Annotated in this window: 19 protein-coding genes; 4 read left to right on the top strand and 15 right to left on the bottom strand. The window is 42.2% G+C overall.

What is annotated here, in order from left to right; genetic code table 11:
- Positions 1–134: 134 nt before the first annotated feature.
- Positions 135–3,359, top strand: coding sequence for a carbamoyl-phosphate synthase (glutamine-hydrolyzing) large subunit (carB, locus tag WKU26_RS00345; RefSeq protein WP_340320478.1), 3,225 nt, complete (start codon positions 135–137; stop codon positions 3,357–3,359).
- Between the two features lie 142 nt (positions 3,360–3,501).
- Positions 3,502–4,263: a peroxide stress protein YaaA gene (yaaA, locus tag WKU26_RS00340; protein ID WP_340320477.1), complete on the top strand. Its 762-nt coding sequence runs from the start codon at positions 3,502–3,504 to the stop codon at positions 4,261–4,263.
- An 84-nt stretch (positions 4,264–4,347) separates the two neighbouring features.
- Here the strand turns inward: yaaA and WKU26_RS00335 are convergent, their stop codons facing one another.
- The 15 genes from WKU26_RS00335 to dxs form a co-directional block, all read right to left on the bottom strand.
- Positions 4,348–5,778 carry a DUF5723 family protein gene (locus tag WKU26_RS00335; protein ID WP_340320476.1) on the bottom strand — a complete coding sequence of 477 codons (1,431 nt, stop codon included), beginning with the start codon at positions 5,776–5,778 and terminating at the stop codon, positions 4,348–4,350.
- Between the two features lie 34 nt (positions 5,779–5,812).
- Positions 5,813–7,525, bottom strand: coding sequence for a hypothetical protein (locus WKU26_RS00330; RefSeq protein WP_340320475.1), 1,713 nt, complete (start codon positions 7,523–7,525; stop codon positions 5,813–5,815).
- A 542-nt stretch (positions 7,526–8,067) separates the two neighbouring features.
- The gene (locus tag WKU26_RS00325) at positions 8,068–9,489 is read right to left on the bottom strand and encodes an NADH-quinone oxidoreductase subunit N (RefSeq protein ID WP_445323193.1); all 1,422 of its coding nucleotides are present in this window, start codon (positions 9,487–9,489) and stop codon (positions 8,068–8,070) included.
- Positions 9,489–10,970 carry a complex I subunit 4 family protein gene (locus tag WKU26_RS00320; RefSeq protein ID WP_340320473.1) on the bottom strand — a complete coding sequence of 494 codons (1,482 nt, stop codon included), beginning with the start codon at positions 10,968–10,970 and terminating at the stop codon, positions 9,489–9,491. The genes WKU26_RS00325 and WKU26_RS00320 overlap by 1 nt, the downstream gene beginning before the upstream one ends.
- A gap of 13 nt (positions 10,971–10,983) precedes the next feature.
- The gene (nuoL, locus tag WKU26_RS00315) at positions 10,984–12,873 is read right to left on the bottom strand and encodes an NADH-quinone oxidoreductase subunit L (RefSeq protein ID WP_340320557.1); all 1,890 of its coding nucleotides are present in this window, start codon (positions 12,871–12,873) and stop codon (positions 10,984–10,986) included.
- 11 nt (positions 12,874–12,884) lie between these two features.
- A complete protein-coding gene (nuoK, locus tag WKU26_RS00310; protein WP_340320472.1) occupies positions 12,885–13,208 on the bottom strand; it encodes an NADH-quinone oxidoreductase subunit NuoK in 324 nt (107 codons plus the stop codon).
- Between the two features lie 19 nt (positions 13,209–13,227).
- The gene (locus WKU26_RS00305) at positions 13,228–13,740 is read right to left on the bottom strand and encodes an NADH-quinone oxidoreductase subunit J family protein (RefSeq protein ID WP_340320471.1); all 513 of its coding nucleotides are present in this window, start codon (positions 13,738–13,740) and stop codon (positions 13,228–13,230) included.
- 23 nt (positions 13,741–13,763) lie between these two features.
- Complete coding sequence (locus WKU26_RS00300) at positions 13,764–14,237, bottom strand: 4Fe-4S binding protein (protein WP_340320470.1); 474 nt, start codon at positions 14,235–14,237, stop codon at positions 13,764–13,766.
- An 11-nt stretch (positions 14,238–14,248) separates the two neighbouring features.
- Entirely contained in the window at positions 14,249–15,349 is a 1,101-nt protein-coding gene (nuoH, locus tag WKU26_RS00295) for an NADH-quinone oxidoreductase subunit NuoH (protein WP_405371293.1), read from the bottom strand.
- Positions 15,350–15,375: 26 nt separating this feature from the next.
- Positions 15,376–16,998, bottom strand: a complete 1,623-nt coding sequence (locus WKU26_RS00290) for an NADH-quinone oxidoreductase subunit C (protein ID WP_340320468.1) — start codon at positions 16,996–16,998, stop codon at positions 15,376–15,378.
- Positions 16,999–17,045: 47 nt separating this feature from the next.
- Positions 17,046–17,627 carry an NADH-quinone oxidoreductase subunit B gene (locus tag WKU26_RS00285; RefSeq protein WP_340320466.1) on the bottom strand — a complete coding sequence of 194 codons (582 nt, stop codon included), beginning with the start codon at positions 17,625–17,627 and terminating at the stop codon, positions 17,046–17,048.
- On the bottom strand, positions 17,618–17,968 hold the full coding sequence (locus WKU26_RS00280) for an NADH-quinone oxidoreductase subunit A (protein WP_269876845.1): 351 nt from the start codon (positions 17,966–17,968) through the stop codon (positions 17,618–17,620). The genes WKU26_RS00285 and WKU26_RS00280 overlap by 10 nt, the downstream gene beginning before the upstream one ends.
- Positions 17,969–18,056: 88 nt before the next feature.
- Positions 18,057–18,386: a hypothetical protein gene (locus WKU26_RS00275; RefSeq protein WP_340320463.1), complete on the bottom strand. Its 330-nt coding sequence runs from the start codon at positions 18,384–18,386 to the stop codon at positions 18,057–18,059.
- Between the two features lie 320 nt (positions 18,387–18,706).
- Positions 18,707–20,047, bottom strand: a complete 1,341-nt coding sequence (gene trkA, locus WKU26_RS00270) for a Trk system potassium transporter TrkA (RefSeq protein WP_340320461.1) — start codon at positions 20,045–20,047, stop codon at positions 18,707–18,709.
- Positions 20,044–21,951, bottom strand: coding sequence for a 1-deoxy-D-xylulose-5-phosphate synthase (gene dxs / locus WKU26_RS00265; protein WP_340320459.1), 1,908 nt, complete (start codon positions 21,949–21,951; stop codon positions 20,044–20,046). Before dxs ends, trkA begins: the two co-directional genes overlap by 4 nt.
- A 102-nt stretch (positions 21,952–22,053) precedes the next feature.
- Here dxs and WKU26_RS00260 point away from each other — a divergent pair, with 102 nt between their 5' ends.
- Both WKU26_RS00260 and WKU26_RS00255 read left to right on the top strand, forming a co-directional pair.
- Positions 22,054–23,040 carry a GSCFA domain-containing protein gene (locus WKU26_RS00260; RefSeq protein WP_340320457.1) on the top strand — a complete coding sequence of 329 codons (987 nt, stop codon included), beginning with the start codon at positions 22,054–22,056 and terminating at the stop codon, positions 23,038–23,040.
- Positions 23,016–25,481 carry a bifunctional UDP-N-acetylmuramoyl-tripeptide:D-alanyl-D-alanine ligase/alanine racemase gene (locus WKU26_RS00255; protein ID WP_340320455.1) on the top strand — a complete coding sequence of 822 codons (2,466 nt, stop codon included), beginning with the start codon at positions 23,016–23,018 and terminating at the stop codon, positions 25,479–25,481. The genes WKU26_RS00260 and WKU26_RS00255 overlap by 25 nt, the downstream gene beginning before the upstream one ends.
- The last annotated feature ends 66 nt before the right edge of the window (positions 25,482–25,547 follow it).

Raw genomic sequence — 25,547 nt, 5'->3', positions numbered from 1 at the left:
TATCAATCCTATCTTTCTTTAATTACCGCAAAGATACGTAAATACTTTGTTTTCTTCAAAATAAATTGTTTCTTTGCAAATACTGACGGGATAAATAGCAGAAACGAAACAACCCATAAATCTATATAAACACAATGAAGAAAGAACTTAAAAAAGTACTCGTCTTAGGATCTGGAGCACTTAAAATCGGACAAGCAGGAGAATTCGACTACTCCGGTTCACAAGCATTAAAAGCCTTAAGAGAAGAAGGCATACGTTCGGTATTGGTAAATCCAAACATCGCTACCATACAGACTTCGGAAGGTATTGCAGACCAAGTATACTTCCTTCCGGTAACTCCTTACTTCGTAGAAGAGATTATTAAAAAAGAACGCCCGGACGGCATTCTGTTGGCCTTTGGAGGACAAACTGCATTGAACTGCGGTACTGAACTTTATCAAAAAGGATTACTCGACAAATATGGTGTACAGGTATTGGGAACTTCGGTAGAAGCTATTATGTATACCGAAGACCGTGACCTTTTTGTCAAAAAGCTCGATGAAATTGAAATGAAGACTCCCGTGAGCCAGGCAGTAGAAAACATGGAAGATGCACTGCAGGCTGCACGCAAGATAGGTTATCCGGTGATGATCCGTTCGGCTTATGCCTTAGGAGGATTGGGAAGTGGTATCTGTCCGAATGAAGAGAAATTCATTGAACTGGCAGAAAGTGCCTTTACTTTCTCTCCACAGATTCTGGTAGAAGAATCGCTGAAAGGCTGGAAAGAAATCGAATTCGAAGTGATTCGCGATGCCAACGACCATTGCTTTACTGTAGCCAGCATGGAAAACTTCGACCCGCTGGGTATCCATACAGGTGAGTCTATCGTAGTAGCTCCAACCTGCTCACTGACCGAAGCTCAGGTTGAAATGTTGCAGGAATTGTCGAAAAAATGTATCCGACATTTGGGTATTGTGGGCGAATGTAACATTCAGTATGCATTCAATGCCGACACAAACGACTACCGTGTAATTGAAGTAAACGCTCGTCTGAGCCGTTCTTCTGCACTGGCTTCGAAAGCAACCGGTTATCCATTGGCTTTCGTTGCTGCTAAAATCGGTTTGGGATATACCCTCGATGAAATCGGTGAAATGGGTACACCCAACTCTGCTTATGTAGCTCCTTCACTGGACTATCTCATCTGTAAGATACCTCGTTGGGATTTGACAAAATTTGCCGGTGTATCTCGCCGCATCGGTTCAAGCATGAAATCGGTAGGTGAAATCATGTCTATCGGACGCTCGTTCGAAGAAATCATCCAGAAAGGCTTACGTATGATTGGTCAAGGCATGCACGGTTTTGTAGGCAACGACCATACTCGCTTCGAAAACCTTGACGATGAACTGGCTAACCCGACCGACCTCCGTATCTTTGCCATTGCACAGGCTTTGGAAGAAGGATACAGCATTGACCGTATCTTCGAACTGACAAAGATTGACCCATGGTTTATCGGTAAGCTGAAAAACATTGTTGATTACAAGAGCAAATTATTGTCTTACAACTCTCTGGAAGAACTTCCTGCAGAAGTATTGCGTGAAGCCAAAGTGTTGGGATTCTCTGATTTCCAGATTGCCCGTTTCGTACTGAAACCAAAGAGTGGCAACATGGAAAAAGAAAATCTGGCCGTTCGTGAATTCCGTAAAAAACTGGGTATCTTGCCGGCTGTAAAACGCATCAACACCGTTGCTTCCGAACATCCGGAGTTGACCAACTATCTGTACATGACTTATGCAGTAGAAGGTTACGATGTAAATTATTACAAGAATGAAAAATCGGTTGTCGTACTTGGTTCAGGAGCTTATCGTATCGGTTCTTCTGTTGAATTCGACTGGTGTTCAGTAAATGCAATACAGACAGCACGTAAGCTGGGATACAAATCTATCATGATTAACTACAATCCTGAAACTGTATCTACCGACTACGACATGTGCGACCGCCTGTACTTTGACGAACTTTCATTCGAACGTGTACTCGATGTCATCGACCTTGAACAACCACGTGGTGTGATTGTTTCTGTGGGAGGACAGATTCCGAATAATCTTGCCATGAAGTTATACCGCCAGTCTGTTCCTATTCTGGGTACTTCACCAATCTCTATCGACCGTGCCGAAAACCGCAATAAGTTCTCTGCAATGCTCGACCAGCTTGGAATTGACCAGCCTGCTTGGCAGGAACTGACCAGTCTGGACGATGTAAAAGCATTTGTGGCTAAAGTGGGTTATCCGGTATTGGTTCGTCCGTCTTACGTACTGAGTGGTGCTGCCATGAACGTATGCTACGACGAAGAAGAACTCCAACGCTTCCTGCAAATGGCCAGCGAAGTATCGAAGGAATATCCGGTTGTGGTATCACAATTCATGCAGAATACCAAAGAAATAGAGTTCGACGCAGTAGCCCAGAACGGAGAAGTGGTAGAATATGCTATTTCAGAACACATTGAATATGCAGGTGTTCATTCAGGTGATGCTACACTGGTCTTCCCGGCACAGCAGATTTATTTCTCTACTGCACGCCAAATCAAGAGAATCAGTCGTCAGATTGCAAAAGAGTTGAACATCTCCGGTCCGTTCAACATCCAGTTCCTTGCCCGCAAGAATGAAGTTAAAGTAATAGAATGTAACTTACGCGCTTCACGCAGCTTCCCGTTCGTATCGAAAGTTCTGAAACGCAACTTCATCGAAACTGCTACCCGCATCATGCTGGACGCTCCGTACAGTCAACCGGATAAATCGGCTTTCGACATCGACCGTATTGGTGTAAAAGCTTCTCAATTCTCGTTTGCCCGTCTGCAGAATGCCGACCCGGTATTGGGCGTAGACATGTCGTCTACCGGAGAAGTAGGTTGCTTGGGCGATGACTTCAACGAAGCCTTGCTGAATGCATTGATTGCGACAGGCTACAAGATTCCAAACCAATCAGTTCTTCTGTCTTCCGGAGCAACTAAATCGAAGGTAGATTTGCTGGATGCCAGTCACATGCTAAGCAAGAAAGGCTATCACATCTACGCTACAGCAGGTACTGCTACCTTCCTCAATGCACACGGTATACCTACTACACCGGTATTCTGGCCCGATGAACGTCCGAATGCAGAAAACAACGTAATGAAGATGATATCTGAACATAAATTTGATCTCATCGTGAATATTCCGAAAAACCACACTAAACGTGAACTGACCAACGGTTACCGCATCCGCCGTGGTGCCATCGACCATAATATTCCGTTGATGACCAACGCCCGTCTGGCAAAAGCCTTCATCGAAGCATTCTGCCAAATGAAACAGGAAGATATACAGATTAAGAGCTGGCAGGAATATAAATAATTCTTACAGCCTTCCATAATAAAGCCGGCTGCATCGATACGCTTCCGATGCAGCCGGCTCTTTTTATATAAAGTATCCAAAGAAAAAACTGACATTACACCTTATTTACTATCTTTGTTTTATACCAAAGATACAAATACATATGATGACTTTTATTTCATGTGCCAAGACCATGACCGGCAAAAGCAAACAGCAGGTTCCGTTTACTACACATCCTGCTTTCGAAAACCATGCCAACGAAAATGCCATGCACTTGTCACAGTTTACGGTAGAAGAACTGGAGCGCTTGTTGAAAATCAATCACAAGCTTGCCTCAGAAAACTACCTGAGATACCAGAATTTCCATTCTGCCGACAACAAGCCGCTGCCTGCATTGCTGTCGTACACCGGTATTGTGTTCAAGCGTATTAACCCCAAGGACTTCACACTCGAGGAATTAGCCTATGCACAAGAGCATCTTCGCATTACCTCGTTTCTCTACGGACTGCTCCGTCCTCTGGATACAATCAAGAATTACCGTTTGGAAGGTGACGTACGTCTGCCGGAAAATGGAAACCTTTCGATGTTCGACTATTGGAAACCATTACTGACAGAATATTTCATCAAAGAAATCAAAGAGAAAAATGGAATATTAGTCAATCTGGCAAGTGCCGAGATGAAAGACCTTTTCGACTGGAAACGAGTCTGCCAGGAAGTACGGGTTGTCACTCCCGAATTTCTTGTACATAAAAACGGCAAACTGACTACCGTAGTCATATACGCCAAGATGTGCCGGGGAGAAATGACAAGATACATTCTGAAAAACCGTATCGAGAATCCCGAAGATTTAAAAGGATTCGAATGGGAAGGATTCACCTACAACGAACAGGAAAGTACGCCAGAACGTATGGTATTTACACTTTAAAGCAAAATAAAGAAGCGGTATAAAAATGATGTCCGCACATCATCTTCATACCGCTTCTTCTATTTCTGACTGTTTCAGCTATCTTTATTTACGCTTTCCAAATGTAATGTTGAAACCTAAGCTTACATTGGTATTGGCATTTCCTACCGGAATATACTGCGGAGTCACTTTTGTCAGTGTATGATCCATACCTACGAAGAAGTTGAATCCACAAGGATGGAAGTTCAGAATCCATCCGAAAGAAGAGCCAAAAGTAGAAAGACCATAGTTTACTCCTGCATCAAACCATTTCACCGGTGATACATTAGCCGACAAACGGCCTTCACTCCAGGAATAAGGTCCATTGATACGGGTAGAAGACAAGAATCCAAAATGTAATTTATCATATAACGGGAACGCATAGTCTGCACCGATATTCAATGTAGCTCCCAACATTTTGGTTGCCTTTCCCCCTGTTTCTGTGCGATGAAAGCTGGCATAGTTTTCCACATCCTTACCCAAATCCTCCAACTGATCCTCCAACGGTTTATCACCATTAGGATCATCAGATCCCATTGCTATATTATGAAAACCGTCGAACAACCATGGTTCGTTACTGGTAGCCCCCTTAATGGTATTGCTCCATGAGATAAATCCCAGGTCGAGCAATGCAGCAGACAAAGTCAGATTATCAAGCAATTTATAAGTAGCTCCCAAATCCACGGCCATACCATATCCACTCAATCCCGGAGAATCAATATCCATATTATCCCAATCAATCAAAGTTGCTTCCGACGGATTGTTCAATGTTTTTCCACTCTCTCCTTTTGTAGGTAATGTCAAGCCCTTTACAGAAGCATTCAATTCTCCGTTTGCCTGTACCATCCACTGATTCTCTGCCATCTGTACTTTCATATCGGTCATCTTAATGCTGGCATTACCCAAGCCCAGCAAAGCTTTAACCTTAGCACCGATACGTAATCTTTCATTAATCTGATGAGAATGTCCCAAAGCAATTTCGGCATAGTTGTTCGATGAAATACCCAGTCCATCCATTTCGTACACCGGATTAGTACCATCCATACCCACCTTCATGAACTCAAACAATCCACGCGGTAAGTTCAAAGAAGTATTAGAACGTAAACTGACATCGAACGTATTGAAACCTCCCCATGCACGGAAACCTACCGACAGCAAGGTCAGGTTCATATTCATATTAATACGGTTGTTATCTTTCAGTTTTCCCAAGAACTCATCACTGCTGACAGCGCTGTTCATAAAAGTTGTAAGCTTTCCGTTTCCATACGGGTAAAGGAATGTATTCAATCCCACATTACTCTGTGTACCCATATTGATATTACCGATTCCCGGTATAGATACATAGTTACGTTCCGGTTCAAACGCAGGATTCATCAGATGACGGTATGTATACCCTTCAAGAAAATAGCCGGAATGCAATGCCTGCGCCGAAGCTGTACCACAAAAGAAGATTCCTGCCGCTGCAATAAAATATGCCAATATATTGTTTCTCTTCATATATAAATACTTGTTGAATAAGTTAAAGCCTCCGTTAATTCAAATCCACTGTTACACCACCTTTTACCTTGATAACCATTTTATCCAAACGGAGGTGCTGCTCTTTGTTCAATACCTGTCCTGCTGTTTGTGCAGAAGAGTGTGCTGATACTGAGTATTTCAAACCGTCCAGTTTCTGGAAAGCTTCCGGATTAGAAGTCTTCAGTGTAATATTCAGTGAAGTTACAACCGGATTGTCAAGTGTGCCAGCCTGAATATTTTCAGATACAACAGCAGTCACATTATCCAAAATATTTCCTTCTGCATCTACAGCATCCACTGCCATCTGCATTTCCAAAGGAATGGTATTGGTAGCATCCATACTTACCACAAGTTCTTTTATATAAAGATCGTCCAAATCTCCTTTCCACCCGTCAAACGAATCATTGTACACAATAGTCGTTCCTTCGTTGAACTGCAGCGGAGCATTGATTTCATAATCTGTTTTTACAGTATATTCTTCACCCAAATTCAACACAATTTCTTCTTGAGCAGCACGGGCTTCAATGCTCTCCATACGAATTTCATCCGGAATTACCTGAATCAGATCATTCAGATTGGCAACTGTTATGCTTTCATCCGCACCATTTACATTACCTTGCTGTCTATGCAGACAAATCACATAATTTTCCTGACCGGCAGGAATCATTATCGGTGCAGAAGCTCCTCCTATCATCACAGATGCAGTTTCAGAGCCATCTTTAAACGATTTCAATACCGCACTGAAATCAACGCTGACCGGTGAATCATTGCTCACAGTCAGGAAGATTCTCGGATCTGTCATATCAATTCTCACAGTTTCATCTTTCAGGAAATCGGGCAGATTCTCAATTTGAATAGGAGCAATTGTGACAGTGATATCCGGATCGATCATACCTGTTACCTGCAACATTTCGATACGGTCTACACGGAATTGAGTAGTAATTCCTACCGATATCGCTTCTCCACCTTCAACCGATGCAGTACCCTTCACCTTAATATCGTCTTCAATTATCAAATGTCCGGGGGCAATCAGACCTTTACCTTCTTCCATTGCACTGAATCTGATTTCTGTTATACTCAAATGAATATTCAACGGACTCTGTTTCGAGAACTGAACATCCTGATTAAACACAATCTGGCTCTTTCCATTCAAGATACAGCGAGAATCATCTGTGGAAACAGTATAATAAGAAGGAAAAGTAATAGTAGTTCCTTGCTTCAAGAGGATTGGTTTGTCATAGGTTACACCTACATTCAACCAAGCCGGCATATTAATCTTTGAAGAAGACAAAGATACCAACTCACGAGTTAAATCGGTCTTATCCAGACTGACTGTATTTTTTGTTTCTATATCAGCTTGTAATTCTCCAGGTACACTAACCTTGAAATCGAACCAAACTTCTTGAGACTCTGTACTGATTTCATGACCTTCTATCACCACTTTGTCTACAGAAACTTTTGAATCCGATCCTTCTCCATGCTGTAAGAGAGAATAATTGCCTTCAGAATCGGCCTGAACGGCACTTCCTTCTTCCAAATCGAAGATTTTTTCGAGTGTAATGTTCTTTGTATCACTGGCAGGAATACTTAAATCATTTCCCCCTACTGTTACACTCATATCAATGTCTTTACTCAAATCGTAATCATTGTCCACACACGAAACCATACCGAACAATGACAAAGCCCATAGGCCAAACAACACTTTGTTTGTTGATAATTTATTCATAAAAATAATTTGATTAATACCTATTTTAACCCTAACTCCTAAACACTAAAACAATTATATTGTTTTTGATGGAGACAAAATTACAAATTATTTAACAACAAAAAAAATTCTCAAAAAAACATATTCTTTTTTAATGTTGTAATTATCAATGAGATTACTATTATTGGAAACAGATGTTTCAAAACTATTACAAAAAATATCTGTTTCAATAAATTTTAAAATGATCTTTTTCTGTATCTTCTGATTTCAGTTCGTAATACTTTGACTGCCACTTGGAAAATGTTGCAATATTCAATTGACGGCGCTGATTGTAGAGTTGACGTTGTTGGCTGTACATCCAACGTAGCCGATTGTGTAGCCGACGACGTCGGCTTAAACCTATGAATAAAAGCATGCATTCATATCTATGAGAACAGATACATTTCCTGTAGGATATTAATACAAATAAAGCCTTCCCTTTTTCCGTCAGTTATAAAAAAACGCACAAGCCAATATAGCAGCCTGTGCGTTTACGTATTATCAAATTACTAAGCAACAAATACTTATTGAAGTACCAACTCGGCAAAAAGACTATATACACTGCTGCATATACCTAACAACACCACTCCAGCCAGGCAGACCAGCAGGCTGACGCGCATCAACGGACTACTTTTAAAGGTAGCTACCGGTGTTTCGCTCGGAGTAATATACATGGCTTTTACTATCAGCAGATAATAATACAGAGAAATAATGGTATTGACCAAAGCCAGGAAGACTACCAGCCAATGTCCTGCATGGAATGCAGATGCAAACACAAAGAACTTGGAGAAGAATCCGGCAAACGGCGGAATACCAGCCAATGAGAAAAGTGCCAGTGTCATGACAAAACTCAAACGGGGATTAGTACGGTAGAAACCGTTGTATGTATCACGTGCGGTTTCCCCTCCGGTCTGTTGTTCTACTGCACTGATGACACCGAACACGGCCAGATTGGCTACTACATACACAGCGATATAGTAAACCAGTGAAGTCATACCTTGTGCAGAACCAGCCAGTACCGCCAATACGATGTATCCGGCCTGAGAAATACTACTGTAGGCCATGAATCGTTTCAAGTCACTCTGAAGGATAGCAAACAGGTTGGCTACAGTAATTGTAAGCACAATCACCACGCTAAGCATCAGACTCCAGTCTTTTACCATCGGACCGAATACCTTCATCAGAATAGTCATCAGAGAGAATGCAGCTGCTCCTTTTGAAACTACAGACAGATAAGCACTGACCGGAGTCGGCGCTCCCTGATAGGTATCGGGAGTCCACATGTGGAAAGGAACAAGACTTAACTTGAATCCTAAACCGGCGAAGAAAAAGACCATCGCCGCAACCTGAAGCGGAGTACCGCCCAATGCAGAAACCATATCGGTAAAATACACTGTACCGCATGTTCCATACAACAAAGAAATACCATAAAGCATAATACCCGAAGAGAACATGGCATTCAGAATAAACTTGGCACCGGCTTCAGCACTGTGATGGCGATATTTATCGAAAGCCACCAGACAAGCCATCGGAATACTGGCAAGTTCCAGGCCGATGTAGAACATCAGGAAGTTTCCGGCACTTATCATATAAAACATACCCAACAGTGTGCTCAAGGTAAGCAAGTAAAACTCTCCTGCCTTAAAACGGGTATCTTCACGTTCCAGCCAGCGTTCGGCTTGCATAAAGACCAAAAGCGTAGCGGCAGTAAGAATGGTCTTTACTACCGATGCCATGGGAGTGCTCTGATACATTCCTCCAAATGCCTCGCCACCCGATGGAACAATGTTTACCAACAAGTGAATAAGAGTCAGTCCGCAAGCCAAAGTCTGCAAGGCTTTATGATTGGGTTCCTTGATAATCAAATCTGCCAGTAGCATAAGGATAATCACTACCACCAGACTCAATTCGGCCTGCATAGAAAATATAGCTGTTATATCCATAATCAATGTATTAACTGTGAAATAATCGGTTCAACACTAGTGCTGATAACATGACTTACCCAGTATGGAGCCAGTCCTAAACCGGCTACAGCCAGAATCAGACAGATGACAGCAAAACGTTCATCCCAAGTAGCGTCTGTCAGTTTCAGATGTTCCGGATTGGTACAAGTTCCATAGAGAATCTTGCCAACCACACGCAATATATAGACTGCGGTAATGACAATACTCATTGTAGCTATTATGGTGCAAACACGATGGAACAAGTCGGCATGTTGGAACGAGCCCACAAAGACAGTCATTTCGGCTACAAAACCGCTCAATCCGGGCAATCCCAAGTTGGCCAGACCGGCAATGACATATCCTACAGCCAGGAACGGCATAATCTTCATCAAGCCGGAAAGCTGGCGGATATCGCGTGTATGAGTACGTCCGTAAATCATACCAATCAATGCGAAAAACAGTGCCGTCATCAATCCGTGACTCAACATCTGAAGAATGGCTCCCGTTGCACTGACTTTTGTCATCATCAGCAAGGCAAACAGTACCAGTCCGCAATGGCTTACAGAAGAATAGGCATTGATGTATTTCAAGTCGGTCTGTACAACTGCACTGAAAGCTCCGTATACCACAGAAATGGTTGTCAGTATCAGGAAGAAGTCACCCCAGATTGCTGCTCCGGTAGGCATCAGATACATGGCGATACGGAAACATCCGTAACCTCCCAGCTTCATCAATACGCCGGCATGAAGCATACTAACTGCCGTCGGAGCAGAAGCATGACCATCGGGGCTCCATGTATGGAAAGGGAACAAGGCTCCCAATACTCCGAATCCCAGGAAAACCATCGGGAAGAAGATACGCTGCATTTCGGTAGGGATTTGCAGTTTTACGATTTCAAGAATATTCATGGTCTCTCCTCCGGCTCCGTAGAAAATACCTAAAATACCGATCAGCAGGAAAGCAGAACCTCCCATCAGCATCAAGGTCAGCTTCATGGCGGCATATTCTTTCTTACCACTTCCCCAGACACCAATCAGAAGATACATCGGAATCAAAGCTACCTCGTAGAACATGAACATGGTAAACAAATCGGTAGAAATGAAGAATCCGAATACTCCGGTGCTCAATAAGGTAAACCAAAGGAAATATTCTTTGGTCATAGGTTTCAGTTTCCACGATGCAAAAGTTCCGGTAAATACAATGATGGCACTCAAAAGCAACATTACTACCGAAATACCATCTACTCCTACCGAATAACAGATGTGTAAAGGTGCATACCATGAAATACTGTCGGTAAACAGCATCTCTTCTGTAGCTCCACCATTACGTAATCCGATATAGGATACGGTAAGATAAGCAGCCAAAGCCAGCAATATACTGGATCCTACTACCATTACTCCCCTTACCTGATTGACATTACGGGCTATCCAAAGTCCCAGCAACATCAGTAAAGGAATCAATACAAAAAGACTTAATATATTCATTTGTTCAACTCTCCTAACCGATTAATAAGACAAGTGTTAATACAATCACTCCAATCAGGAACCACATGGTGTAGCTCTGAATCTTGCCACTCTGTATGGGCTGTAATTCTTCGCCGGAAGCTTGTGCTCCCCATGCCATAAAATTCATGAATTGGTCGATGACGTGACGGTCGAACCAGGCAAGTGGAGTAGAAATACAGCGGAAAATGATTTTCTTTGTCACAAACAGCCAGAGTTCATCCATATAGAAACGGCGGTAAGCAGCACGATGCAGGGTTGCAAAACGACATGCCAGCGCATCGGCCACCGGTTGTTTCTCACGCGCATACATCCAGGTAGCCAAGGCTATGGACAATACCGCTACAACAATGCTGGTAGCAGCTACACTCCAATCGAGATGGATATCATACAACTCTCCATTGGAAGAAACAAAATGTCCGAAAGGTATAAAGCCGGCAACCAGAGTTACTGCAGCCAGAAACATCAGTGGGAAAGTCATGGCAAGCGGACTTTCATGAGGTACATGTGCTGCATGAAGTTCCTTGTTTTCTTTTCCCCAGAAAATACAATAATACAGACGGAACATATAAAAGGCTGTCATTCCTGCAATCACGGTCATCACCCAACCTATTGCCGGACTAAACTGGAAACAGGCTGTCAGAATTTCATCTTTCGAGAAGAATCCGGAAAAAGGAGGAATACCTGCAATGGCCAGACAGGCTATCAGGAATGTGATATGCGTAATGGGCATGTATTTTCGCAAACCGCCCATTGTCGACATTTCGTTACTGTGTACGGCATGGATAATGCATCCGGCTCCTAAGAACAGCAAGGCCTTAAACATGGCATGAGTAAACAAATGGAACATGCTGGCCATATATCCCAATCCTCCTTCGTGAGGATGAGCAGCTGTACATACTCCAAGTGCAACCATCATAAAACCAATTTGAGAAATGGTAGAAAAAGCCAGCACACGTTTGATATCGCTCTGCACACAGGCAACGGAAGCTGCATAGAAAGCTGTAAAGGCTCCTACCCACGCTATAAGATGTAACACGTTGGGGGCAAAGCCGATAAACAGAGGGAACATGCGGGCTACCAGATATACACCGGCTACTACCATGGTAGCAGCATGAATCAAGGCACTGACAGGGGTAGGACCTTCCATTGCATCGGGAAGCCAGATGTGCAAGGGAAACATGGCACTTTTTCCGGCTCCACCTACAAACATCAGTCCCAATGCCCAAGGCAATACCATTCCGGCCTTCATCAACTGCTCCTGTCCCGGAGTGAATGTAAAGGTCTGCATATAATAACCGTAAATCAGGATACCAATCAAGAATCCCAAATCGGCGAAACGGGTTACGATGAAAGCTTTCTTACTGGCTGCAATGGCTTCCGGCTTGGTATAATAAAAACCGATGAGCAAATAAGAAGAAACACCAACCAATTCCCAGAACACATACATCTGGAAGATATTAGTAGCGACTACCAACCCGAGCATGGAGAATGTAAACAAGCTCAGAAAAGCGTAATAACGCTGAAAGCCTCTCTCTCCTTTCATATAACCGAATGAGTAGATATGCACCATCAGACTGACAGTACTGATGACAACCAGCATCATCACAGAGATCGGATCGAGCAAAATACCCATATCAATATGCAGCGAACCGGTGAACGGCAACCATTCTATATTATAAGGAGTAAGCGTCGGGAATACGCCTTCGGCAGTACGTCCTGCAGTAAAATAATTCCAGGCAGTGAGATAACTGAGAAAAGTAACTCCTGCCAGCGATGCCGTACCAATCAGTCCGGCTACCCGATGCTTCATGTACATGCCAGTCAGTCCTAATATCAGGAAGCTCAGTACCGGCAGTAAAAGAATCAACACTGTATATTCCATATTCATCTATATTATCCTTTTAAATCGGTGATATCGTCGGTCAGAACCTGACGGATATTCCGATATACATTAATAATAATGGCAATTGCTACAGCTGTTTCGGCAGCAGCAATCGCAATACCGAACAGAGCAAAGAAATGTCCTTCCAGTTGTCCCGGGAAAAGATAGCGGTTGAATACGGCAAAATTGATATTTGTCGCATTCAGCATCAACTCAACTGAAATAAGCAATGCCAGCAGATTTTTACGGGTAAAGAATCCGTAAATACCACAAAACATCATAATGGTACTGATAACCAAATAATGTATGACGTGTACATCTAATTCTAATTCCATAATAAAATCCTCCCTCTGTTTAATGTTTACGTGCAATCAGAATACCGCCAATCATACAAGCCAACAGTAATACACTGGTTACTTCGAAAGGCAATACATACTGATATTTTTCTGTACCAATCAGAGCCAAGCCTATTTCACGGACAGGTAATTCCACTCCTTGTGGTATCATATTCAATGCAAATCCATTGGTAAATACCAAGAAGAGTACCAATCCGGCTCCGACAATACAAGTCAGCAACATACTCCACAACTTAGGACGACTGATTTTGTATTTCATATCCTTGTCCGAACGGGTCAGCAGGATAGAGAATACATACAGTACCACAATACCTCCGGCATATACCATCAATTGTACGGCACCCAGAAAAGTATACCCAAGAATGCCGTATATACCCGCAGTTCCGAATAAGACAAACAGCAAGTAAGTGGCTGCACGGAGAATCTTACCCGTAGTAACAGCCAGTACCGAACATGCGGCAATCATAACTGCTACCGTATAGAAAACTATTTCTTGTAGTGTTATTCCCATAATTTCTTCTATTTAGTGACTTATCATTTTTTAGGAGCAAGCGAAGAACCTTCATTGTTTAGCGTCAGAAGTAGTTTTTCCTTCTCGAATACAGCATTCTCAAAATCATTGGTAAACTTGATTGCTCCGTGCGGACAAGCATTGACACACAGTTCGCAAAACATGCACGAACCTAAATTGTATTCGTACTTAACCAGCACTTTCTTTTTCTTTCCTTCTTCATCTTCACGTGTTTCGGAAATCACTTTAATGGTTCCGTTCGGACATGCCATCTGACAAAGTCCACATGCTATACAGTGATGATGATTTTCTTCATCGTGTATCATCACCAGTTTTGCACGATGACGCTCTGGTATGTGAAGAGTGGTATGACGATTTTCCGGATATTGCTCTGTGACATTCGGCTGAAGAAAAACCTTCATAGAGGTACGCATACCAATCAACAGACTTTTTATACCCGAAGCATATCCTTTTATATATTTGCTAAAACTATTCATACATCACTTCTTTAAAAAACTAAACCAAAAACCTTACATACAGCCATAAGTAATAATACTACCAAGGATAAAGGCATGAGATATTTCCATTCCAGTGTAAGTACCTGGTCGATACGCAAACGTGGAAATGTCCAGCGGATCCACATCAGCAGGAAGACTATTACGAAAGTCTTGCCCACAAACCATATCACACCCGGAATATAATCCATAACAGCATTGAATCCATCTAAACCTGCAATATGCAACGGCATCCATCCACCTAAAAACAAGGTAGTAGCAATACCGGCTGTAATAAACAGATTCAGGTATTCTGCCAGATAGAAGAATCCGAAGTGCATACCGGAGTATTCAGTATGATAACCGGCAGTCAGCTCCTGCTCTGCCTCAGCAAGGTCGAACGGAGCACGATTGGCTTCTGCATTACCGGCAATGAGATAAATAATAAAGGCTGCAAAAGCTGGAATGTGTCCTTTAAAAAGATTCCATCCGTCTTCCTGCCCGCTTACAATGCCTTGAATATCCATTGTACCGCTCATCAAAACCATTGTCAGTACTGTTATACCAATAGACAGTTCATAACTGATAATCATCGCTCCGCTTCGTACCGCACCGATAATGGTATATTTACTGTTACTACTCCATCCGGCAAGCAATATACCCAACACTCCAATGGAAGAAGCTGCCAATACGAAGAAGATACCAATATTCATATGAAGAATTTCTCCTCCCTTATTCCAAGGCAAGCATGAAAAAGTAAGGATAGAAGCCAGTATTACCAGAAACGGTGCCAGGTTATATAGCAAATGGTCTGAATTCTTCAGTTCAATAATTTCCTTGGTCAGAATCTTGAATACATCTGCAGGCACTTGGAGCAAACCACCACGGCCTCCCACACGGTTCGGGCCAATACGACATTGAAAAGCAGCACAAACCTTGCGCTCCATATAGATAAGAATAATAGCAAGTACAGCATATAGCAACAAAATTACTACACCAACTACCAATCCTTCCAGAAAAATAGCCAATCCTTCGGGCATCACGCTGCACAAAGCAGAATGGATTGCCATAAAAAGTGGCTGAAGATTATAATAATCTAAAAATGACTGATTCATATTATATTCTATATTATCTTTATTTATTATCTGTCAATATCCGGAATCACATAGTCTAATGTACCCCCGATTGCAATCAAGTCGGCAATCTTGTTTCCCTTACATACGGTATCGAGGGCATGTACCAATGGAAGACCTGTACTGCGGTAATGCAAACGATAAGGACTCTTATCACCGTGGCTTTCCAGGAATACATCAAACTCTCCACGACTGGTTTCTACAGAAGCAGAATAGTTTCCTTCCGGCAACTTGATAATAGGTTTTGTCTTTACCCGGAATTCTCCTTCAGGAATATTATCAATAAGTTGTTCGATAATATGGCAAGATTCCATGATTTCATCCATACGAACCATATACCGAGCAAAGCTATCGCCTTCGGTATAAATAATTTCCTTAAAGTCTACCTTATCATACATTGCATAAGGATGATGCTTACGTACATCGTTTGCCCATCCGGAAGCACGTCCGGTACCTCCTGTAGCTCCCAAAGAAACAGCATCTTCCTTACTTAGCAATCCGACTCCTTTTAAACGGGTAGTAGCAATTACATTACCGGTAAAGATATCATGATAGTCTTTGATTACACTTCTCAGATGAACGATAAACTCTTTTACCTTCTTTTGGAAATCAGGGTGCAAATCGGCCTGTACTCCACCAATCACATTGTAGTTTTGTATCAGACGTCCTCCTGTGGTTTCCTCGAAGATATCCAGAATCATTTCTCTCTCGCGGAACCCATAGAAGAATGGAGTCAATCCTCCCATATCCATTACCAGACAAGAGTAAAACAACAAGTGAGAATCGATACGTTGAAGCTCATCCATAATGGTACGGATATATTGTACACGCTCTGGAATATCCAGTCCCATTGCCTGTTCAATACACATACACAGTGCATGACGGTTCTGATGAGCACTCAAATAATCCAAGCGGTCTGTCAATGCCAAAGTCTGAGGGTAAGTCAGACTTTCATTCATTTTCTCAATACCACGGTGGATATATCCGCAAATAGGGTCTACTTTACAGATAGTTTCTCCTTCCAATGAAGTTCTTAAGCGCAATACTCCATGAGTAGATGGATGCTGAGGACCGATATTTACAACAAAGTCTTTCTGATCGAATACAATATTTTTACGACCGCAAATCGTTCCATCAGGCTTCAGAAAATACTCATCGGTTACATCTGCATTCTCCTCGTTCTCCATATTCAACGGATTGGAGTTCATATCATAATCTTTCCGAAGCGGATATCCCTTCCAGTCTTCACGTAAGAACAAACGGCGCATATCCGGATTGTTCAGAAAACGGATACCGAAAAAGTCGAACACTTCGCGTTCTTTGATTTCCGCTGTTTTCCACAAGTCACAAACAGAAGGAAGGAATGCATTCTCTCTGTCAAGAGTAGATATTTTCAATGCTACCCGTTCATATGTCTGGCTCGATTCCAAATAATACAATGCACCCAAGCCTTTTTCTCCCCAATCCATCCCCACTATATCGCGAAGATAATCCATTGGCGCTTCCTTATCTGCACGCAGCATCTCTGCTACTCGTCGAAAGTCATCAACTTTCAATGTAATCACCGGCTCACCGGTCTCACTACATACAGCTTCAGGAGCTATGGCTTTAATTTTATCTATTAATTCCATAATCTTTTTTAATGAAAAAATAATACCTAAAAGAAGAACTTTATATTCTACTCTTCTTTCTTTTCTTTTCGGTTTACTCCACCCAGAAACTTTTCCACTTTTATTTTACGCTGCAACTGCATCATTCCATAATAGAAAGCTTCCGGACGAGGAGGACATCCCGGAATAAAAACATCTACCGGAATAATCTTATCGATTCCATTCACCACATGATAAGACTTGACAAAAGGTCCTCCACTGATAGTACAACCTCCAACAGCCACTACATATTTGGGTTCTGCCATCTGATCGTACAAACGCTTCAATACCGGAGCCATTTTATGAGTAATAGTACCCAGCACCATAATCATATCAGCCTGGCGAGGAGAGTTACGGGTTACTTCAAAACCAAAACGAGCCATATCATAACGGGCAGCTCCCAAAGCCATAAATTCTATTGCACAACAGCTTGTACCAAAAGTCAATGACCACAAAGAATTACTTCGTCCCCAGTTTATCAGTTCATCCACAGTTCCGACAACGACACCTGCTCCATTACGGTTCAACTCGTCTACCAGACGTTCCAAATAATCGTTGTTTTTAAACTCTTCATACTTCATCGACCGGATAGCAGGTTTCTTTACTTCCATTCAAGGGCTCCTTTCCGCCAAGCATACGCCAGGCCTAAAATTAGAATCAACAAAAAGAATATCACACTCACAAGGGCGTAAACCCCAACCTCGTGTACAACTACCGCCCAGGGAAACAAGAATACCGTTTCGATGTCGAACATCAAGAACAAAATAGCGAACAAATAATATCCTACTTTAAACTGTACCCAAGACTGTCCACGAGTAGGAATACCACATTCATAAGGTTCGCCTTTCTGCGGATTGAACGAACGAGGTGCAATAAGTTTGGCAGTAGTCATAGCCAACACCACGAGTGCAATAGCCGTCAGAATAACGACAATTAAAAATGTAAAAAACATATATCTAAGATTTTAAATGATACGATACAAAATATTTTTCTACAAAACGCCTTTGCAGAAAAACATAAAGAGAAGTCTTAGATAGTATTTAGATCAGGATTCGTTCCAGTGTATAGATATAATAATCAATACTTCCACCCATATACGGATGAGTAGAATGAGTCAACTTATATAATTTATTGAATAGAGAGTCTGTCTGCCTGAATAGAAAAACATTTATACTACGCAGCAAAAATTTAAAATCATTAGTGCTACCAGAATGATAAACAGATGAATGCTGCAACAAATCGGCATATCGAGAAGAAAGAAGATAATTGATACAAGACTGAATATCGTGCGATGTATCCTGTGCTACTACCTGTTCTTGAGGTATAACCTCCTCTTTAACAAGTTCCATACCACCAGTAGTCTGATTCATACACGACATAGTATTCCCTATCACATATATGGTCAAGGTCCATAGACATAATACGAATACTTTCATCCACTTTCTCATGATTCTATCTGTTAAAAGTGAAGCAAAGATAAGAATTTATTTCGAGTAGAATCAATTACATCCTATAAAATATATTTTCGAACACACTTTCACAAAAATCATCCAATACAATCCTGCTTTTTCTTCCCGTTTTAAAGAAAGGCTTCTTCAACTTTTTTATAGTACCAAGCCACGATTTATCATTATGACAGATCAATAAAAATTTTCCATTCCTCTTATTGTAAAAAGGAATGGAAAACCCATTAATTAAAAAACTTCTCCAGCTTCTTTATCATCATTCCTAAGCAGAATACCACTACATGGTCATTCTCCTGAATATTTGTATTACCAGTTACCAGAATACCCTCACCGTTGCGAATCAATCCACCGATTGTTGCACCTTTCGGCAAACCGGCATCCTTTACTTGTACCTTTGTGATACGTGCTCCCGGTTTCACGACAAACTCTGCTACATCGGCATTGGCAAATGTCAGACACTTTACATTCGAGACATCAGCATCCAACATCATCTGATAAATATGGCTGGCAGCAATAAATTTCTTATTAATCACCGTACCGATATCCAAGCTTTCTGCCATGCTGATATAATCCACATTTTCCACTTCTGCCACAGTCTTGGTTACTCCCATCCGTTTAGCAGCCAGACAAGCCAGGATATTGGTTTCCGAGTTTCCAGTCAGTGCAACAAATGCTTCTGTATTCCCGATACCCTCTTCCAAAAGCAGTTCCATATCACGTCCGTCCCCGTTGATAATCATCACTTTATCATCCACAAGTTCTGTCAGACGATTACAACGGTTCAAATCACTTTCTATAATCTTTGTCCGCATATATTCCGGCATATACTGCACAGTACGCACCGCAATACGGCTTCCTCCCATAATCATTACATTACGGATATCCGCATAATGTTCCTTACCGGCAATTTTACGGATATACGGAATATACTTCTTTGTTGTAGTAAAATATACCACATCATTCAGCATAATCACATCGTCGCCTCGCGGAATAATAGTTTCCCCTCCTCTCTTAATAGCTACTATATGGAAAGGAATATTTCTACCTCCCAGTTCGTGCAACGATACATTAAGGATTTCGGCAGTTTCGCGCATCTTAGTACCAATCAAGACTAAAGCTCCTCCGGCAAATTCCCACCACTGGCGTATCCAACTCATCTTGACTGCATCCACAATGTCCTTTGCTGCCAGCATTTCCGGGTAAATCAAAGAATGTACCCCTAATTTAGCAAAAAACTCCTTGTGTTTAGGTAAAAGATACTCATAGTTATCTATACGTGCTACTGTTTTCTTGGCTCCCAAACTGGTAGCCAACATACAGGCAGTCATATTCTGACTTTCATTAGGCGTTACAGCAATAAACAAGTCTGCACCGGCTACTCCCGCCTCTTTCAAGCCGGAGATAGAAGTCGGAGACAAGTCTACAGTCATCAGGTCCAGATTACTTCCTACCTTACTCAACTTTTCCTCATCCTCATCTATCAGAATAATGTCTTGCTTTTCCCCTGACAAGAGTTTGGCCAAGTGCGTACCTACTGCTCCTGCCCCAGCAATGATAATTTTCATAAGTTCAGCGTTTGAATTAATGTATTATATATTCCCGTTTGGTCAATACCGCAAATAGCATACAGTTCTTTTACTGCACCATGCTGTATAAACGTATCTTCAATACCCAAACGTTTCACTGTGGGTGTATAACCATTATCGGACATAAACTCCAGCACAGCACTTCCCATGCCACCTTTCAGAGTTCCATCTTCTACCGTCACAATCTTTTTGAAACGTCGGCCCACCTCGTGCAACAGCTCTTCATCTATCGGTTTCAAGAAACGCAAATCATAATGTGCTATCGAACAATTATTATTCTTCTCGGCTTCTTCTATTGCCTTGGCAGCCACATTACCTACCGGACCAATGGTAATTACAGCCATATCGGTTCCATCTTTCATCTTACGTCCCTTACCTATTTCAACAGCTTCAAGCGGACATTTCCAATCGGTCAGTACTCCTCTTCCACGCGGATAGCGGATTACAAAAGGTCCCTGATTAGGCAACTGAGCTGTGTACATCAGTCTTCTCAATTCCTTTTCATCATAAGGAGAAGAAATTATCAAATTAGGTATAGGACGAAGGTAGGCCATATCGAACACGCCATGATGCGTAGCTCCATCCTCTCCTACCAGTCCGGCACGATCCAGGCACAACACAACATTCAGTTTCTGTATTGCTACATCATGAATCACATTATCGTAGGCGCGCTGCATAAACGACGAATAAATATTGCAGAAAGGCAACAATCCCTCCTCTGCCATTCCTCCGGAAAACGTAACAGCATGACCTTCGGCTATACCTACATCGAAAGCACGGTCGGGCATCGCCTTCATCAGTATATTCATGGAGCATCCGGTCGGCATTGCCGGTGTCACTCCTATAATTTTATCATTCTGTTGAGCCAGTTCCAGTAAAGTCTGCCCAAAAACATCCTGAAACAAGGGTGGCATTCCTGTAGTATCAACAACAATGCGTTCACCAGTTTCTTTATCAAAAATACCAGGAGCATGCCACAAAGTTGCAGCTTCTTCGGCCGGTTTAAAACCTTTTCCTTTAATAGTATGTACATGCAGCAGTTTAGGGCCTTTCATCTCCTTTATTTCGCGCAATACTTTTGTCAAAGCTTGTACATCATGTCCGTCTACAGGACCGAAATAACGGATATTCATTCCCTCAAAAATATTCTGCTGCTGGGTGATTACCGATTTAAGGCTATTGTTGAAACGTATGAGGCTTTTTCTACGTTCCTCATTCAAGATTCCCCAATGATGGAACATCCGTGAAACACTATAGCGTAAACGGTTATATCCTTCCGAAGTCTGAAGATTCAGCAAATACTGCTTCATACCACCTACACTCCGGTCGATGGCCATATTATTATCGTTGAGTATAATCAGCAAATCATTGGGAGTACCCGATGCATTATTTAACCCCTCAAAAGCCAGTCCCCCACTCATTGAACCATCTCCAATAACGGCTACAACTTTACGGGATTTCTCTCCTTTTCGGGCTGCAGCAACAGCCATACCTAAGGCAGCTGAAATAGAATTCGAAGCATGTCCGCAGGTAAAAGTATCGTATTCACTCTCCGAAGGAGAAGGGAAAGGACACAATCCGTTCAGCTTACGGTTTGTATAAAATCTGTCTCGCCGTCCAGTCAGTATTTTATGCCCATAAGCCTGGTGCCCTACATCCCAAACTATACGGTCGTAAGGTGTATTAAACACATAATGCAAGGCTACAGTCAGTTCTACAACTCCAAGGCTGGAACCGAAATGTCCGGGATTACGAGACAGCTCGTCAATAATCTTCTGACGAAGTTCACCACAAACCTCCGGCAAAGCCTCAGCAGGCAGTTGTCTCAAGTCATCCGGACTATCGATTTTATTTAATAATTCGTAAGAAGTGGGTGATTCCATCCGATTTTATTATTCAATTAATCGTACAAAAATAGTATAAATATATGTATTGTGCTTACATTTGCAGGGCTTTTTTAGAACATGGGAATAAATCTTGAAGTTATGGAGTTTAGAACAAAAGTTGAATTACCAACCGGGCAATGGGAAATACGACACTCAGACAAGCTTATGTTGTGGGGCTCCTGTTTCGTACAAAACATTGGTAAGCAATTGTCCGATAACAAATTTACCTGCGACATTAATCCTTTCGGCATTTTGTATAATCCCATGTCGATAGCAAAAGGACTCGAAGAAATTGCCACAGAGAAAACATACACAGAGACCAATTTACGTTTCGACAAAGGCATGTGGTATAGTTTGATGCATCATGGTTCTTTCTCCAGTCCGGAAAAAGAAGCTTGCCTGTCAAAAATCAACGAACGAATACGGCAAGGAGCCGCTCATCTTCGCCAATCCGACTGGCTGATAATGACTTGGGGAACCGCTCGGGTATATCAATGGAAAGAAGATGGAAGCATTGTAGGCAATTGCCACAAATTGCCGGAAAAACTATTCGAACGTCGTTTACTCCATGTAGAGGAAATTGTAGAGCAGTACCGAATATTACTTCCTCATCTCCGTTCATTGAATCCCAATCTACAAATAATATTCACAGTCAGCCCCATCCGCCATGCCAAAGACGGTCTTCATGGCAACCAGCTCAATAAAGCCGTATTACTTATCGCCATAGAGAAACTGTGTAATCTCTTTTCATTTTGCCATTATTTCCCCTCATACGAAATTATGATGGATGAATTGAGAGATTACCGTTTTTATGCAGACGATATGCTGCACCCCTCTTCTTTGGCTATAGAATATATATGGGAGTGTTTTGCACAAACCTATTTTAGTCAGAAGACTTTACATATAATAAAAGAATGGAATGGAATACGTAAAGGATTGGAACATCGCCCATTCAATGAAGATTCAGACGCATATCATAAATTTTTAAGTCAAATTCTGTTAAAGATAGAAGGGTTAAAAGAAAAATTACCGTACTTAGATGTACAAAATGAAATCACATTATGTCAAACTCGATTGAAGAAATAGCTTCTGTTATAGGAGCCAAACGCATAGGAAACCATCCAGCACATATAGACTGGATTCTGACAGACAGCCGGTCGCTTTGCTTTCCGGAAGAAACGCTGTTCTTTGCACTAAAGACAAAAAGGAACGACGGACATAAATATATAGCCGATTTGTACGAACGTGGAGTACGTAATTTTGTAGTCGGCACACTGACCACCGAACCCGACTCTTATCCCGATGCCAACTTTCTGGTAGTGGGAAGTCCGCTTAAAGCTTTACAACGCCTCTCCAGCCGCCATCGCGAACAGTTTCAGGTACCCGTAGTAGGCATTACCGGAAGTAACGGTAAAACCATCGTAAAAGAATGGCTTTATCAGATACTCAGTCCGGAACGTATCATTACACGTTCACCGCGCAGCTACAACTCACAGATAGGAGTACCTCTCTCTGTATGGATGATGAACGAACGTACAGAACTAGGTATATTCGAGGCCGGTATCTCCGAAATGGGGGAAATGGAAGCTTTGAAGCCTATTATACAGCCTACTATTGGGGTACTCACCAATATCGGGGGGGCTCATCAGGAGAATTTCACATCATTACAAGATAAATGTTTGGAAAAACTGCAACTATTCAAAGACTGTGACGTCATTGTTTACAACGGTGACAACGAGCTGATAAGCAGCTGTGTATCAAAATCACTGTTCACAGCCCGCGAAATTGCCTGGTCTACCAAAGACAATGAACGTCCGCTGTTCATAGAAAGCATACAAAAAGATGACACCGGTACCACTATCAAATACCGGTATTTAGGATTTTTCAAAGAATACCGCATCCCGTTTATCGACGATGCTTCCATTGAAAATTCCTTGCACTGTCTGGCTGTAGCATTATACCTTATGGTATCTCCCGAAGACATTGCCAAACGTATGCTTCATCTGGAACCTATCGCCATGCGACTGGAAGTAAAAGAAGGCAAGAACGGGTGTATCCTCATCAATGATAGTTATAACTCCGATTTTGCTTCGCTCGACATTGCTCTCGACTTTATGGCACGCCGCACTGAAGACAAAGAACGCAAACGTACACTGATACTTTCCGATATACTGGAAACCGGACAGTCCGGCAAACTGCTTTACCGACAAGTGGCTGAACTTGTACACAGCCGGGGAGTAAACCGTATTATTGGAGTAGGCGAAGAAATTTCAGCTTCGGCTTCACGGTTTGAAATCGAAAAAAATTTCTTCCGTTCCACTTCCGAACTAATCGAATCGGGTATTCTTTCTACACTAAAAAATGAAGTGGTGCTGATCAAAGGAGCCCGTATGTTCCACTTCGACCAGATAACAGACTTACTGGAACTGAAAGTACACGAAACCATTTTGGAAATCAACCTGAATGCGCTGACAGACAACCTCAACTTTTACCGTAATAAGTTGAAACCGGAAACAAAAATGGTATGTATGGTAAAAGCATCTGCATACGGGGCAGGTTCGTTTGAGATTGCCAAAACATTGGAAGACCATCGTGTAGATTATCTGGCTGTAGCTGTTGCCGATGAAGGAGCTGAACTGCGGAAAGCCGGCATCGGAAGCTCCATCATCATCATGAACCCTGAAGTCACTGCATTCAAAACCATGTTCGACTACCGGTTGGAACCGGAAGTGTATAGTTTCCACTTATTGGAAGAACTCATAAAGGCAGCCGAACGTGAAGGAGCAACCAACTGTCCTATCCATATCAAGATTGATACAGGTATGCACCGTTTGGGATTTGCCCCAACTGATATGCCGCGGCTTATCGAACGATTGAAAAGACAGTCTGCCGTTATCCCCCGTTCTGTATTTTCACATTTAGTGGGAAGTGATGCCGAACGCTTCGATGCATTTACACGCCGCCAGATTGAAACATTCGAACAGGCAGCAGCCGAACTGCAGGCTGGTTTCAGCCATAAGATTCTGCGTCATATCTGCAATACGGCAGGTATCCAGCGTTACCCTGGAGCTCAGTTCGATATGGTTCGTTTGGGTATCGGATTATACGGTATTGATCCATTCACAAACCAGATGTTGCACAACGTTACCACACTCAAAACCACAATTCTGCAAATACATGATGTGCCAGCCGATGAAACCGTGGGATACAGCCGCAAAGGAGTATTAAACCGCAATTCACGTATTGCCGCCCTACCGATAGGTTATGCCGACGGACTGAACCGACACTTGGGCAACGGAAAAGGCTATTGTCTGGTAAACGGCCAGAAAGCTCCTTATGTAGGCAATATTTGTATGGATGTATGTATGATTGATGTGACTGACATCGACTGCAAAGAGGGAGATAAGGCTATTATCTTTGGCGATGAATTACCTGTCACTGTACTTTCCGACATACTCGATACTATTCCATACGAAATTCTGACCAGCGTATCGGAACGAGTAAAACGAGTGTATTATCAAGACTAATTCCTTAAAATCATAGTTTCATTCACACATTATAGCCAACGACATCGGTTGTGTAGCCGACGTCGT

The organism is Phocaeicola sp. HCN-40430 (genome assembly GCF_037890285.1).
In the GTDB taxonomy this organism is placed as follows: Bacteria; Bacteroidota; Bacteroidia; order Bacteroidales; family Bacteroidaceae; genus Phocaeicola; species Phocaeicola acetigenes.
The sequence above is the reverse complement of the archived record's forward strand: the minus strand, read 5'-3'. Positions and strand labels throughout refer to the sequence as shown.

Bases quoted from the DNA above. Each gene is read 5' to 3' on its own strand.
- carB (WP_340320478.1), top strand. From the start codon at position 135: ATGAAGAAAGAACTTAAAAAAGTACTCGTCTTAGGATCTGGAGCACTT.
- nuoK (WP_340320472.1), bottom strand. From the start codon at position 13,208: ATGGAATTAGAATTAGATGTACACGTCATACATTATTTGGTTATCAGT.
- WKU26_RS00330 (WP_340320475.1), bottom strand. From the start codon at position 7,525: ATGAATAAATTATCAACAAACAAAGTGTTGTTTGGCCTATGGGCTTTG.
- WKU26_RS00335 (WP_340320476.1), bottom strand. From the start codon at position 5,778: ATGAAGAGAAACAATATATTGGCATATTTTATTGCAGCGGCAGGAATC.
- WKU26_RS00300 (WP_340320470.1), bottom strand. From the start codon at position 14,237: ATGAATAGTTTTAGCAAATATATAAAAGGATATGCTTCGGGTATAAAA.
- yaaA (WP_340320477.1), top strand. From the start codon at position 3,502: ATGATGACTTTTATTTCATGTGCCAAGACCATGACCGGCAAAAGCAAA.
- WKU26_RS00260 (WP_340320457.1), top strand. From the start codon at position 22,054: ATGGAGTTTAGAACAAAAGTTGAATTACCAACCGGGCAATGGGAAATA.
- WKU26_RS00320 (WP_340320473.1), bottom strand. From the start codon at position 10,970: ATGAATATATTAAGTCTTTTTGTATTGATTCCTTTACTGATGTTGCTG.
- WKU26_RS00280 (WP_269876845.1), bottom strand. From the start codon at position 17,968: ATGTTTTTTACATTTTTAATTGTCGTTATTCTGACGGCTATTGCACTC.
- WKU26_RS00305 (WP_340320471.1), bottom strand. From the start codon at position 13,740: ATGGGAATAACACTACAAGAAATAGTTTTCTATACGGTAGCAGTTATG.
- WKU26_RS00290 (WP_340320468.1), bottom strand. From the start codon at position 16,998: ATGGAATTAATAGATAAAATTAAAGCCATAGCTCCTGAAGCTGTATGT.
- WKU26_RS00275 (WP_340320463.1), bottom strand. From the start codon at position 18,386: ATGAATCAGACTACTGGTGGTATGGAACTTGTTAAAGAGGAGGTTATA.
- dxs (WP_340320459.1), bottom strand. From the start codon at position 21,951: ATGGAATCACCCACTTCTTACGAATTATTAAATAAAATCGATAGTCCG.
- WKU26_RS00285 (WP_340320466.1), bottom strand. From the start codon at position 17,627: ATGGAAGTAAAGAAACCTGCTATCCGGTCGATGAAGTATGAAGAGTTT.
- nuoL (WP_340320557.1), bottom strand. From the start codon at position 12,873: ATGGAATATACAGTGTTGATTCTTTTACTGCCGGTACTGAGCTTCCTG.
- nuoH (WP_405371293.1), bottom strand. From the start codon at position 15,349: ATGAATCAGTCATTTTTAGATTATTATAATCTTCAGCCACTTTTTATG.
- trkA (WP_340320461.1), bottom strand. From the start codon at position 20,047: ATGAAAATTATCATTGCTGGGGCAGGAGCAGTAGGTACGCACTTGGCC.
- WKU26_RS00255 (WP_340320455.1), top strand. From the start codon at position 23,016: ATGTCAAACTCGATTGAAGAAATAGCTTCTGTTATAGGAGCCAAACGC.